This window comes from Piscinibacter defluvii (genome assembly GCF_004011805.1).
GTDB classification, from domain to species: Bacteria; Pseudomonadota; Gammaproteobacteria; order Burkholderiales; family Burkholderiaceae_C; genus Piscinibacter; species Piscinibacter defluvii.
The window spans coordinates 615821-628904 of the sequence record NZ_RCHJ01000004.1; the positions used below are offsets into that span (position 1 = coordinate 615821).

Here is a 13084-nt window from a genome sequence, read left to right on the forward strand (position 1 = left end):
CCCTCCATGGCGATCAACGTCTCCTCCTGGTCGATCCGCAACCCGACGCCGTCGATCCTGCTGTTCGTGATGCTCACGCTCGCCGGCCTGTTCGGCTTCCGGGCGATGAAGATCCAGAACTTCCCCGACATCGACCTGCCGATGGTCACCGTCACGGCCTCGCTGCCCGGCGCCTCGCCCGGGCAGCTCGAGACCGAGGTGGTGCGCAAGATCGAGAACTCGATCGCGACCATCCAGGACCTGAAGCACATCTACGCCACCATCCAGGACGGCACCGCGACGCTGACCGCCGAGTTCCGCCTCGAGAAGCCCACCCAGGAGGCGGTGGACGACGTGCGCGACGCCGTCTCGCGCGTGCGCTCCGACCTGCCGGCCGACCTGCGCGACCCGGTGATCCAGAAGGTCAACCTGGCCGGCACGCCGATCCTCACCTACACGGTGGCCTCCAAGCAGATGGACGACGAGGCGCTCTCGTGGTTCGTCGACAACGACGTGACCAAGGCGATGCTCGCGGTGCGCGGCGTCGGCGCGGTGTCGCGCGTGGGCGGCGTGTCGCGCGAGGTGCGCGTCGAGCTCGACCCGGCCCGCCTGCTGGCGCTCAACGCGACGGCGGCCGACATCTCGCGCCAGCTGCGCCAGGTGCAGCAGGAGGCCTCCGGCGGCCGCGCCGACCTCGGCGGCGCCGAGCAGTCGGTGCGCACCATCGCCACGGTGCAGTCGGCCGACGAGCTGGCGCGTCTGGAAGTCGCGCTGTCGGACGGCCGGCGCGTGCGGCTCGACCAGGTGGCGCGGGTCTACGACACCATCGCCGAGCCGCGCTCGGCCGCGCTGCTGAACGGCGCCCCGGTGGTCGGCTTCGAGATCGTGCGCTCGCGCGGCGCCGGCGAGATCGACGTGACCGAGGGCGTGCGCGCCACGCTGGGCAAACTGAAGGCCGCGCACCCCGACATCGAGATCACCGAGGCCTTCAACTTCGTCGACCCGGTGCAGGAGAACTACGACGGCTCGATGAAGCTGCTCTACGAGGGCGCGGCGCTGGCGGTGCTGGTGGTGTGGCTGTTCCTGCGCGACTGGCGCGCCACCTTCGTCTCCGCGGTGGCGCTGCCGCTGTCGGCCATCCCGACCTTCTTCGTGATGCACCTGATGGGCTTCACGGTCAACGTGGTGACGCTGCTGTCGCTCTCGCTGGTGGTCGGCATCCTGGTGGACGACGCGATCGTCGAGATCGAGAACATCATGCGCCACCTGCGCATGGGCAAGACCCCGTTCCAGGCGGCGATGGAGGCGGCCGACGAGATCGGCCTGGCGGTGATCGCCACCACCTTCACGCTGATCGCGGTGTTCCTGCCCACCGCCTTCATGAGCGGCGTGGCCGGCAAGTTCTTCGTGCAGTTCGGCTGGACGGCGGCGATCGCGGTGTTCTTCTCGCTCGTCGTCGCGCGCATGCTCACGCCGATGATGGCGGCCTACCTGCTGAAGGCCCCCAAGCACGACGAGAAGGAGCCGCGCTGGCTGGCCGTCTACATGCACTGGGCCAAGTGGTGCCTGAAGCACCGCGTGCTGACGCTGGTGGGCGCCAGCGTGTTCTTCGTCGGCTCGTTCATGCTGGTGCCGCTGCTGCCCACCGGCTTCATCCCGCCGGACGACCTCTCGCAGACCCAGGTCACCGTCACGCTGCCGCCCGGCGCGACGCTGCAGGAAACCCATGCCGCGGCCGAGCAGGCGCGCGAGATCGTGCAGAAGAACGAGCACGTCAAGCTGGTCTACACCGCGATCGGCGGCGGCGCGGCGGGCTCCGACCCGTTCGCCGGCGGCGGCCTGCCGGAAGTGCGCAAGGCGGTGCTGACCATCAACATGACGCACCGCAACGACCGCCCCGGCCTGTCGAAGCAGGCGATCGAGGCGCAGCTGCGCGACGCGCTGGCGGTGCTGCCCGGCGCACGTGTCAAGGTCGGCCTGGGCGCCTCGAGCGAGAAGTACGTGCTGGTGCTGGCCGGCGAGGACGGCCGGGTGCTGGCCGAGCATGCCGCGCAGGTGGAGCGCGAGCTGCGCACCCTCCCCGGCATCGGCGCGGTGACCTCCACCGCCAGCCTGGTGCGGCCCGAGCTGATCGTGCGGCCCGACTTCGCGCGCGCCGCCGACCTGGGCGTCACCTCGGCGGCGATCGCCGACACGCTGCGCGTGGCGACCTCGGGCGACTACGACCAGAGCCTGGCCAAGCTCAACCTCAGCCAGCGCCAGGTGCCGGTGGTGGTGAAGCTCGCGCCCGAGGCGCGGGCCGACCTCGACCTGCTGGCCCGGTTGCCGGTGCCGGGCGCACGCGGCCCGGTGCCGCTGTCCAACGTGGCGACGCTGGCGATCGATTCCGGCCCGGCGGAGGTGGCACGCTACGACCGCATGCGCAACGTCAACTTCGAGATCGAGCTGAACGGCCAGCCGCTCGGCGAGGTGGAGCAGCGCGCCTTCGAGCTGCCCAGCCTGAAGAACCTGCCGCCGGGCGTGACGCGCACCTCGGTGGGCGACGCCGAGGCGATGGGCGAGCTGTTCGAGAGCTTCGGCCTGGCCATGGCCACCGGCGTGCTGTGCATCTACATCGTGCTGGTGCTGCTGTTCAAGGACTTCATCCAGCCGGCCACCATCCTGGTGGCGCTGGTGCTGTCGATCCCGGGCGCCTTCCTGGCGCTGTTCGTCACCCAGTCCTCGCTGTCGATGCCGTCGATGATCGGCCTGATCATGCTGATGGGCATCGCGACCAAGAACTCGATCCTGCTGATCGACTATGTGATCCTGGCGCGGCGCGAGCATGGCCTGGAGCGCTGGGACGCGATCCTCGACGCCTGCCGCAAGCGCGCCCGCCCGATCGTGATGACCACCATCGCGATGGGGGCCGGCATGCTGCCGATCGCGCTCGGCCTGGGCGTGGACCCGAGCTTCCGCGCGCCGATGGCCATCGTCGTGATCGGCGGGCTGATCACCAGCACCTTCCTGTCGCTGCTGGTCATCCCGGTGGTGTTCACCTACGTCGACGACCTGCTGCTGTGGCTGCGCCGGCACCGCCCGCACCTGCCGCACCGCCACGCGCCGGCGGCCGCGGCGACGGATAACCGCGCCGGCGGCTGAGCTTCCTCAGCCGGGGGGCATGCCGCGGTGGCATGCTGGGCTTGCAATCCGGGCCGACGGGCCCAGGTTCGAGCCCAGGAGGCCTCGATGGGAATGATCACCACGACGCGGCCCGCCGCGGTGGCGGGGCTGTTCTACCCGGACGATGCGGTGCGCCTGCGCGAGCAGGTGCATGCCGCGCTGGCCGGCGCGCGCGCCGCGCCGGGCCCGGCAGCGCCCAAGCTGCTGGTGGTGCCGCACGCCGGCTACGTCTACTCGGGCCCGATCGCCGGCAGCGGCTACGCGCTGCTCGCCCCCTGGGCCGAGCGCCTGCGCCGCGTCGTGCTGCTCGGGCCGACCCACCGCGTCGCGCTGCGCGGACTGGCAGCGCCCACGGTGGACGCCTTCGAGACGCCACTCGGGCGCGTGCCGCTGGACCGCGCCGCGCTCGACACGCTGGCCGCGCTGCCGCAGGTGACCCGCAGCGACGCGCCGCACGCACGCGAACATGCGCTCGAGGTGCAGCTGCCCTTCCTGCAGGCCGTGCTGGGCGAGTTCACGCTGGTGCCGCTGGCGGTGGGCGACGCCGCGCCGGAGGCGGTGGCCGAGGTGCTCGAGCGGCTGTGGGGCGGCGACGAGACGCTGATCGTGATCAGTTCGGACCTGTCGCACTACCTGCCCTACGACGAGGCCCGGGCCGCCGACCGCGCCACCGTGGAGCGCATCCTCGCCTTCGCCACCGACCTCGATCCCTACGAGGCCTGCGGCGCGCACCCGCTGGCCGGTGCGCTGCGCGCCGCCCGGGCACACGGCCTGGTGCCGCGCCTGCTCGACCTGCGCAACTCCGGCGACACCGCGGGCGACCGCGAGCGCGTGGTCGGCTACGCGGCGCTCGCCTTCGAGCCGGCCGCCGCGGCGACGCACGAGCGCGACGACGAACTCGGCGAAGCGCTGCTCGCGCGCGCCCGCAACACCATCGCCGCCGCGCTCGGCCGCGCCGTCGCGCCCGAGCCGCCTCACCCGGCCCTGGCACGGCCCGGCGCGACCTTCGTGACGCTGCATGTGCACGGCGAGCTGCGCGGCTGCATCGGCACGCTGGAGGCCTGTCGCGCCCTGGAGGCCGACGTGCGCCGCCACGCCCGGGCCGCGGCCTTCGAGGACACGCGCTTCGAGTCGATCCGCGCGCACGAGCTCGAGGCGCTGCAGGTCGAGGTGTCGCTGCTGGGCGCGAGCGAGCCGCTGCCGGTGGCCGGCGAGCACGAGGCGCATGCGCGGCTGCGGCCGGGCGTCGACGGCGTCACGCTGCGCTGGCGCGGCCGCTCGGCCACCTTCCTGCCGCAGGTGTGGGAGCAGCTGCCCGCGCCGCGCGACTTCCTCGCCGCGCTCAAGCGCAAGGCCGGCCTGCCGGCCGACTTCTGGGCCGAGGACGTGCTGCTCGAGCGCTACCCGGTGCGCAAGTTCGGCGTGGAGCGCTGAGCATGGGCGGACGCGACACGGTGTTCGACGGCGCCACCCCGGCACGCTGGTGGCACCGGCTGGACGACGGCCGCCTGCAGTGCGACCTGTGCCCGCGCGACTGCAGGCTGCACGAGGGCCAGCGCGGCCTGTGCTTCGTGCGCGCCCGCGAGGGTGACGCGATGGTGCTCACCACCTACGGCCGCAGCTCGGGCTTCTGCATCGACCCGATCGAGAAGAAGCCGCTGAACCACTTCCTGCCCGGCAGCGCGGTGTTCTCGTTCGGCACCGCGGGCTGCAACCTGGCCTGCAAGTTCTGCCAGAACTGGGACATCTCCAAGAGCCGCGCGATGGACCGCCTGATGGACCGCGCCAGCCCGCAGCAGCTCGCGCAGGCGGCCAAGGACAGCGGCTGCGCCAGCGTCGCCTTCACCTACAACGACCCGGTGATCTTCGCCGAGTACGCGATGGACTGCGCCGACGCCTGCCACGAACTCGGGCTGCAGACCGTGGCCGTCACCGCCGGCTACATGCACGCCGAGCCGCGGCGCGACTTCTACGCAAAGATGGACGCGGCCAACATCGACCTGAAGGCCTTCAGCGACACGTTCTACTTCCAGCAGACCGGGGCGCACCTGCAGCCGGTGCTCGAGACGCTCGAATACGTCGTCAAGGAGACCGCTTGCTGGACCGAGATCACCACGCTGCTGATCCCCGGCCTGAACGACAGCGACGCCGAACTCGACGCCCTGACGCGCTGGGTGGCCGACAAGCTCGGCCCGAGCGTGCCCCTGCACTTCACCGCCTTCCACCCGGACTACAAGCTCGACGAACTGCCGCCCACCCCGCCGGCCACGCTGCAGCGCGCGCGCCGCATCGCGCTCGCCAACGGGCTGCAGCATGTCTACACCGGCAACGTGCACGACCGCGAGGGCGGCTCGACGCGCTGCACCGGGTGCGGCGAAACGCTGATCGTGCGCGACTGGCACGCGGTGCAGCGCTACGAACTCGACGCACGCGGCGCCTGCCGCCACTGCGGCACGCCGCTGGCCGGACGCTTCGCCGCCGGCCCGGGGGGCTTCGGCCCGCGCCGCATCCCGGTGCGGCTGGCGGGCGCCTGAACAGCGCGGCTCAGGCGCTCAGTGATCTTCCAGCCGCGTGCTGGTGGCTTCGGCCAGTTCGCCGGTGTCGGCGTCGACCCAGTCCGCCAGGCCCAGCTCGCGCTCGGCCTCCTCGAGCGTCTCGCCGGGCTCGATGCTGTCGTCGGCGGCGGTGTACATGTCGTCCAGCGCCTCCTGCGCCGTGGCGAACGGGCCGAACTCCTGCCGGCCGTCCGGCGCCACCCAGTAGTAGCCGTCCGCGTGGCGCACCAGGGCACTGCTGTCGGGCAGGGAGAGATCCCTCAGCGCAGCGGCATCCGGCTCGGCGTCGTTCGTGGCGGCGGTCTTGGGCGACATCATGGCAAGTTCCCCGACGGGTTCACGGCCGCATGCTATGCCCGCCCGGGCCGGCTGTGTTGTCGCAGAGCAAGCTGTTACGAGGGGCTTTCGGGCGCTACAGGAAGCCGATGCAGCCCGGCGCGCCGCAGCGGCAGCGCAGCTTGCCGTCGTGGTGCGTCTCGCCATAGTCCACCGTGATCTCCTCGCCGGGCGCGAGGTCGCGCATCGCGTAGAACTCGACGCGCCCCTGGCGGATGCGCAGGCTGGCGTTGGGGCGGCACGAGTGGTTGGTGAAGCGCAGCGGGTCGCCCGAGCGCGAGGCGTCGATGGCGCGCTTCTCGCTCACCTCCACGATCATGATGCGCTCGACGCCGCGTGCGCGCCGGCGCGCCTCGCGCACGCTGATCGCCTCGCCGCGGATCTCGCCGATCTTGCGCCGCGCCGGGATCGCCTCGGCCGCGAACGCCCCCTGGCCGTCGATCGCGCTGGGCTTCACGTCGACGGCGAACTTCTGCGGGTCGGCCGGCACGCCGCGCGGGCGCGGCTCGGGAGACAGGTCGTCAGGCATGGCGGTGATTGTCGCGTCAAGCCCCGGGGCGCAGGGAATGCGCGTGCGGCTGCGGTGCTTTGTCACGCAGACCCCGTGCGCGTGCGAAACAGGCGGCAGCAGCGGGCGCTATTCGGCTCATGGGGTCCGGGGGCCGGTCGATATCCTGCACATCACGATTCAACTTGCAGGACCCCCGCCATGAGCCGCCTTCAACCGCACCTGATGCTGTCCCATCCGCAGCGCCGCATCACCGAGCAGGTGGGCGGCATCGAGTGGGAGGAACTGCCTTCGCTGGCCGAGACCCTGGCCCGCCGCGACGCCGAATACGAGCGCTCGCCGATGTTCCGCACCTCGTGGGACGCGACGCTGCCCGCGGCGCTCGACCCGCTGGTCGAGAGCGGCCCGTTCGTCGAGTCCCTCAGCGGCGGGCTGGTCACGCGCGAGTTGCGCGAGCCCGACGTGTTCCGCCACTTCTTCGCCTGAACCTCCCGCGGCCCGCCGGCGGGCCGCGCGCACGGCAGATACTCGCGGGGCCGCCGCTGCCCCGCCCGCCGTGCAGACCTTCGACGCCGCCGCCACCGCCGCCGCCCTCGACTTCCCCGCGCTGATCGACGCGCTGCGCCGGGCCCACGTGCAGGCCGCGAACGTGCCGTTGCGCCACACCCACGTGATCGGCGACCCCGCGGCCGGCGGCGGCACCGTGCTGCTGATGCCGGCCTGGCGCGAGGGTGGCCGCTTCGGCCTGAAGACGATCACGATCTTCCCCGCCAACACCGCGCTCGGCCTGCCCGGGCTGCACGCGGTCTACACCCTGTTCGACGCGCGCACCGGCGTGCCGCTGGCGCAGCTCGACGGCAACGAGATCACCGCGCGCCGCACCGCCGCGGTGGCGGCATTGGCGGCGTCCCACCTCGCCCGCCCCGACGCGCGGCGCCTGCTGGTGCTCGGCTGCGGGCGCGTCGCCCGGCTGCTGCCGGCGGCGCTGCGCGCGGTGCGCCCGATCGCCGCGGTGGCCGTGTGGAACCACCGCCCCGAAGGCGCGCGCCGCCTGGCCGCCGAGCTGCAGGCGCAAGGCGTCGCGGCGCAGGCGGTCGACTCGCTCGCGCCGGCGCTCACGCAGGCCGACATCGTCAGCGCCGCGACCCTGTCCACCACCGCGCTGCTGCGCGGCCGCGAGCTCGCGCCGGGCACGCATGTCGACCTGATCGGCAGCTTCTCGCCGGCGATGCGCGAGGCCGACGCCGAGTGCTTCGCGCGCAGCCGGGTGTATGTCGACACCGAGGAGGCACTGGCCAAGTCCGGCGACCTGCTGGCGGCACGCGCCGAGGGTGGCTTCGACGACGCGCGGCTGCAGGGCACGCTGGCCCAGCTGTGCCGCGGCGAGGCCGCGGGGCGCGGCAGCGCCTCCGAGATCACGCTGTTCAAGGCGGTCGGCAGCGCGCTGGCCGATCTCGCCGCGGCCGAGCTCGTGTGGGATACCGGTCGTCAGAAGTGACGGGTCGCCCCATAATCGCTCAGAACCCGGTCTCGAGGACTGAATGCATTACCCGGACTCCAAGGACCGCTCCGCCGAACTGCTGCGCCTGGCCATCCCGAAGATGGCCGAGCAGCCGGCGCCGCTGCACCCGATCACCTACGCGGTCTGGTACGACTACCTGTCCGGCCGCAACCTCGACCTGAAGGCCGAGGTCGACGCGGTCACCGCGCGCAAGGTGCCGCTGGGCGACGAGCTGGTCTATTCGCTCTACAGCCGCCACATTGCCGAGGCCGCCGAGCAGGCCACGCGGCGCGTCAGCGAGGGGCTGCGCGAGATGATCGACGACGTCGGCCGCAGCACCAGCGCCACCGGCGAGCAGGTCAGCGGTTTCCGCGATTCGCTCGAGGCCCAGGGCCGGCGGCTGCAGGCCTCCGGCCACGGGCCGGCGATCGACGAGTCCGTCGCCGAACTGCTGGCCGGCACGCGCGACACCGGCGCCAGCCTGGCGGCGCTGGCGGCGCGGCTGGAGGCGGCCACCGCCGAGCTGCAGGAGCTGCGCCGCGAACTCGACCTCGCCAAGGTGCAGGCCACGCTGGACGCGCTGACCGGCGTGACCAACCGGCGCGGCTTCGACGAGGCCATGCTCGCGCTGCTCGAGCAGCAACCGGCCGGCGAGGCCGGGCCCAGCGTCGTGCTGATCGACCTGGACCACTTCAAGCAGATCAACGACCGCTACGGCCACGTGTTCGGCGACACCGTGCTCAAGGCGGTGGCGCAGGCAATCCGCAGCTGCGTGAAGGGCCGCGACCTGGTGGCGCGTTACGGCGGCGAGGAGTTCGTCGTGCTGCTGCCGGGCACCGACGTGGCCGGCGCGTGCGCGCTGGCCGAGCAGGTGCGCACCACCATCTCCGGCGCGCGCATCCGCCGCGGCGGCACCAACGAGATGGTGGGTGCCATCACCGTCTCGCTGGGCGTCGCGACGCGCCGCCCGGCCGAGGGCATGCAGTCGCTGGTCGAGCGCGCCGACCAGGCGCTCTACCGCTCCAAGACCGGCGGGCGCAACCAGGTCAGCGTGGACGAGTAGGCCGGGCCCTCACCGCCCCTGGCACCAGGCCGCGCCGATCGCCGCCACGTGCCGGTGGTCGGTGCCGCAGCAGCCGCCCAGCATGTTCAGGTTCGGCAGCACCTCGCGCAGGCGCCGGTAGCGGCCGGCCAGGTCGGCCGGGTCGCCGTCGTCCAGCGTGGTCATCGCGTCCAGCTCCGCATGGCTGCGCATCGAGGCGTTGGCGCGCAGGCCGCGGATGCGCCGCGTCCAGGCACCGCCGCCTTCCAGCACCGCCTCGAAATGGCTCGGGTGCGCGCAGTTGACCATGTACCAGGCCGGCGCCGTGCCGGCCCCGGCCTCGGCTTCGGCATCCGTGCGCGCGATCGCCTCGGCCAGCGTCTCGCCGCTCGGCAGCCGGCCGTCGGTCTCGACGGTGAACGAGACGACGCAGGGCCGCTCCACCGCCGCGGCGGCCCGCGCGATGCCGATCGCCTCGCCGCTGGTCGTCATCGTGACGGCGGTGATGCGCTCGGCGCCCGCCTCGGCCAGCGCCAGCACCTGCGGACCATGCGCGCGGCAGGCGTCGTCGCCGTCCATCGGTGCGCCGGGGGCGTAGCCGTCGCCGCGCGGGCCGACGCAGCCGCTGAGCACGATCGGGCCCCCGATGCGGCTGCGCCACGCCTCGCGCAGCTCGTGCATCAGGGCGATCGCCAGGCCGTTCAGGCGCCGCATCGCCGCGGCGTCGTAGCCGAGCCGCCGGCCCCAGTCGAGCCCGGCGCGCCAGGTCGGCGACTCCAGCACGAAGCCGGCGCCCGGCGTCGCGGCCGCGATCGCGAGGTAGCGCTCGTAGTAGCGCCGCAGCGCGGCGCGGCCGGCGGCGCCGTCGAGCAGCACGAAGGCGGCGAACTCGGGCAGCTCGATGCCGTCCTGGTAGATCAGCACCGTCTCGATGCCGCCGTCGGTGAGGAACCAGGCGCCGTCGGCCGGCGGCAGGGGGGGCGTGCGGGGGGCCGCCATGTCAACGCTCCTGCGGCGCCGGGCGCGACACGTCGCGCAGCAGCAGCATGTCGGCCACGCGCGCCGAGGCGCCGTGCCAGAAGCCGGTGGCGTGTTCGTAGCCGGCCGGGTTGCGGAAGGTGCCGAACAGCAGGTCGATCAGCGGCAGGTCGGCGTAGTTGTGGTGATGGATGCCGCGCGCGTGGTGCACCGTGTGCATTTCCGGCCGCTGCACCAGGTAGCCGAGCCAGCGCGGCGTGCGCACGTTGGCATGCTGGAAGGTGGCCAGCAGGTTGATGGTCAGCAGCGCGAGCGTGGCCGCCGGCGCAGGCACGCCCAGCAGCGCCAGCACCAGCGAGGGCAGCAGCGTCCAGGTCACCATGTCCAGCGGGCTGAACCAGTAGGCACCCAGCACGTCGAGCCGCTCGGCGCTGTGGTGCATCTGGTGGAAGCTGCGCCACAGCGGCGCGAAGCGGTGCATCGCGCGGTGCCAGGCGTAGGCGCCGAACTCGTAGACGAGCAGCGCGAACCCGGCGGCGGCCCAGGTCGGCCAGGTGCTCAGGTCGGCCAGCTGCAGCACCGCGAGCGCCTCGCCCCACAGCAGCGGCAGGTAGGACGAGAGCAGGAAGTACACGACGAAGGCGGCGCCGGCGCGCAGCGTCCAGAAGCGCACGCGCGGCAGCGTGCGCCCGGGGGCGAGGCGCTCCCACAGCAGCAGCGCGCCGAACAGCGCGAACACGATCTGGCTGACCGGGTCGAGGATCAGGTCGAGAGGGGTGGGCATGGGCAGGTCTCCTGAAGGAGCGCGCAGTCTGGCCGCGCACGCGTTCGACCACTAAAGTCATCCGTGCAACAAACCGTCCATTCGTGCCATGCCACGCCCAGCCTCGCCCGTCACCGTCGCCCTGCTCGCCGCGCCCGAGGTCAGCGCGGCCACGCTGTACGGCTTCTACGACGCGCTGTCGAGCGCCGGGCGCGACTGGGCCATGCTGCACGGCGCCGCGCCGGACGCGCCGCTGTTCCGCCCGCTGGTGGTCAGCCGCGACGGCGCGCCGGTGCTGGGCGCGAACGGCGTGCGCATCCAGCCCGAGGCCGGCTTCGCCGACTGCCCGCCCTGCGCCGTGGCCTGCATCACCGACCTGGCGGTGCCGCCGGGCGCCGACATCGGCCAGCGCTACGACGCCGAGGTCGATTGGCTGCGCCAGCGCCACGCCGAGGGCACGCTGCTCGCCTCGGCCTGCTCGGGTGCGCTGCTGCTGGCGCGCACCGGGCTGCTCGACGACATGGACGCCACCACCCACTGGGCCTATGCCGACGCGCTGCGCCGGGCCCACCCGCGCGTGCGCTGGCACCCCGAGCGCGGGCTGGTGGTGGGCGGCACCTCGCAGCGCATCGTGATGGCCGGCAGCGGCGTGGCCTGGCACCAGCTCGCGCTGTACCTGATCGCCCGCTTCGCCGGCGCGCAGGAGGCGATGCAGGTGGCGCGCATCAACCTGCTCGACCTGGCCACCGCGAGCCCGATCGCCTATGCCTCGCTGACCCATGGCGGCGCGGCCGACGACCCGCTGATCGCACGCTGCCAGCACTGGGCCGCCGAGCATTACCGCGCCGAGTCGCCGGTGACGCGCATGGTCGAGCTCTCTGGCCTGCCCGAGCGCAGCTTCAAGCGCCGCTTCCAGCGCGCCTGCGGGCTGACGCCGCTGGAGTACGTGCACATGCTGCGGCTGGAGGAGGCCAAGCAGCTGCTCGAATCGGGCGACCTGCCGGTCGAGGCGATCGCGCTCGAGGTCGGCTACCAGGACGCGAGCTTCTTCGGCCGTCTGTTCCGGCGCAAGGTGGCGCTCACGCCGGCGCAGTACCGGCGCCGCTTCCAGCCGCTGGCGCGGCAGCTGCGCGAGAGCGCCGGCAGCTCAGGCGAGGCCGAGCACGACGCGCCGCGTCAGGGCTGACTTCTTCTCGATCTTCGTGACGACCACGGCGCCGATCTCGGCCGTGTTGGCCACGTGCGTGCCGCCGCAGGGCTGCAGGTCCACGCCCTCGATCTCGAGCAGGCGCACCCGGCCGCTGCCGCGCGGCGGCTGCACGCTCATGCTGCGCACCAGGCCCGGGTTGGCGTCCAGCTCGGCGTCGCTGATCCAGCGGTGGCGCACCGGGTGAGACTCGGCGACCAGCCGCGCCAGCCCGGCGTTCAGCGCCTCCTTGTCGAAGGCCTCCGCGGTGTGGAAGTCCAGCCGCGCGTACTCGGCGGTGATGGAGCAGCCGTCCACCGGGTGCGGCAGCAGCGCACACAGCAGGTGGGTGGCGGTGTGGAAACGCATGTGGCGCCGGCGCCGCTCGGCATCGATCACCGCGCGCACCGGCGTGCCGGGGCCGAGCGTGGCCAGCAGCGTGTCCTGCCCGGGCGCCGGCAGGTGGACGATGCTGCCCGGCAGCGCGCCCTTGCGCGTGTCGGCAATCGCCAGCACGCGGCCGTCGGCCAGCTGCAGCTCGCCGCGGTCGCCGGCCTGGCCGCCGCCATGCGGGTAGAACACGGTGCGGTCGAGCTGCACGCCGGCGGCGTCCCAGGCCAGCACGCGCGCCTCGCAGGCGTGCAGCGTGGCGTCGTCGCGGAACAGTTCCTCGGTCACCAGCTGTCGTCGTCCGGAATGCCGGGCCGGCTGTCCTCGTCGACCAGGGTGTTGCCCAGGCCGAGCAGCTCGCGCGCCTTCTGCAGGTTGAGCAGGCCGCGGTGCGAGCGCCGCATGTGGCTCAGGCCGCGCTCCATCACCCACACCACCTCGATCAGCTCGGCGGTGCCGGCGGCCAGGCGGGCGCGTTCGGCAATGCGGTTGCCGGCCGGCTGCGGATCGACCCGCAGCGTCTCGAGCAGGCAGGCGCGGGCGCGCTCCAGCAGGGGCGCCTCGTCGTCGACCAGTGCCGGCGGCGGCACCGGTCGCGCCGGCGCAGGTCGCGCTGCGGCGGCCGGGCGCGGCGCCGCCGCGGCGGGCACCGACGGCACGGGCGGCGGCGCTGCGGGCGGCCGC

13 protein-coding genes are annotated in these 13084 nt (G+C 73.3%); 7 read left to right on the plus strand and 6 right to left on the minus strand.

The genetic code is table 11. From position 1 onward, the window contains the following. Positions 1-6: 6 nt before the first annotated feature. The 3 genes from D9C15_RS15525 to amrS all read left to right on the plus strand — a co-directional run bounded on the left by D9C15_RS15525 (position 7) and on the right by amrS (position 5675). Positions 7-3120: an efflux RND transporter permease subunit gene (locus D9C15_RS15525; protein ID WP_127998762.1), complete on the plus strand. Its 3114-nt coding sequence runs from the start codon at positions 7-9 to the stop codon at positions 3118-3120. An 87-nt stretch (positions 3121-3207) separates the two neighbouring features. Continuing rightward, positions 3208-4575: an AmmeMemoRadiSam system protein B gene (gene amrB / locus D9C15_RS15530; protein ID WP_205854809.1), complete on the plus strand. Its 1368-nt coding sequence runs from the start codon at positions 3208-3210 to the stop codon at positions 4573-4575. A 2-nt stretch (positions 4576-4577) separates the two neighbouring features. Next, positions 4578-5675, plus strand: coding sequence for an AmmeMemoRadiSam system radical SAM enzyme (amrS, locus tag D9C15_RS15535; RefSeq protein WP_127998764.1), 1098 nt, complete (start codon positions 4578-4580; stop codon positions 5673-5675). A gap of 18 nt (positions 5676-5693) precedes the next feature. Here amrS and D9C15_RS15540 read toward each other — a convergent pair whose 3' ends face one another. Next, complete coding sequence (locus D9C15_RS15540) at positions 5694-6014, minus strand: hypothetical protein (protein ID WP_205854810.1); 321 nt, start codon at positions 6012-6014, stop codon at positions 5694-5696. Positions 6015-6108: 94 nt separating this feature from the next. Continuing rightward, a complete protein-coding gene (locus D9C15_RS15545; protein ID WP_127998766.1) occupies positions 6109-6561 on the minus strand; it encodes an SET domain-containing protein in 453 nt (150 codons plus the stop codon). A gap of 180 nt (positions 6562-6741) precedes the next feature. Between D9C15_RS15545 and D9C15_RS15550 the strand changes: the two genes are divergently transcribed. From D9C15_RS15550 to D9C15_RS15560, 3 genes are all read left to right on the plus strand, one after another. Then, entirely contained in the window at positions 6742-7026 is a 285-nt protein-coding gene (locus tag D9C15_RS15550; RefSeq protein WP_127998768.1) for a hypothetical protein, read from the plus strand. 70 nt (positions 7027-7096) lie between these two features. Next, positions 7097-8038 carry a bifunctional Delta(1)-pyrroline-2-carboxylate/Delta(1)-piperideine-2-carboxylate reductase gene (lhpI, locus tag D9C15_RS15555; protein WP_127998770.1) on the plus strand — a complete coding sequence of 314 codons (942 nt, stop codon included), beginning with the start codon at positions 7097-7099 and terminating at the stop codon, positions 8036-8038. A 43-nt stretch (positions 8039-8081) separates the two neighbouring features. Further along, positions 8082-9104: a GGDEF domain-containing protein gene (locus D9C15_RS15560; protein WP_127998772.1), complete on the plus strand. Its 1023-nt coding sequence runs from the start codon at positions 8082-8084 to the stop codon at positions 9102-9104. A gap of 9 nt (positions 9105-9113) precedes the next feature. Here D9C15_RS15560 and D9C15_RS15565 read toward each other — a convergent pair whose 3' ends face one another. Then, positions 9114-10082, minus strand: coding sequence for a homocysteine S-methyltransferase family protein (locus tag D9C15_RS15565; protein WP_127998774.1), 969 nt, complete (start codon positions 10080-10082; stop codon positions 9114-9116). A gap of 1 nt (position 10083) precedes the next feature. Further along, complete coding sequence (locus D9C15_RS15570) at positions 10084-10845, minus strand: sterol desaturase family protein (RefSeq protein ID WP_127998776.1); 762 nt, start codon at positions 10843-10845, stop codon at positions 10084-10086. Between the two features lie 88 nt (positions 10846-10933). On the opposite strand from D9C15_RS15570, the gene D9C15_RS15575 reads away from it, so the two are divergent. Then, positions 10934-12010, plus strand: coding sequence for a GlxA family transcriptional regulator (locus D9C15_RS15575; RefSeq protein ID WP_127998778.1), 1077 nt, complete (start codon positions 10934-10936; stop codon positions 12008-12010). Here the strand turns inward: D9C15_RS15575 and D9C15_RS15580 are convergent. Together D9C15_RS15580 and D9C15_RS33740 are read right to left on the minus strand one after the other, a co-directional pair. Then, on the minus strand, positions 11972-12688 hold the full coding sequence (locus D9C15_RS15580) for an alanyl-tRNA editing protein (RefSeq protein WP_127998780.1): 717 nt from the start codon (positions 12686-12688) through the stop codon (positions 11972-11974). The two genes, D9C15_RS15575 and D9C15_RS15580, sit on opposite strands and share 39 nt — an antisense overlap. Next, the coding region (locus tag D9C15_RS33740; protein ID WP_205854811.1) for a hypothetical protein at positions 12685-13084 on the minus strand (400 nt) is incomplete at its 5' end. The genes D9C15_RS15580 and D9C15_RS33740, both read right to left, overlap by 4 nt.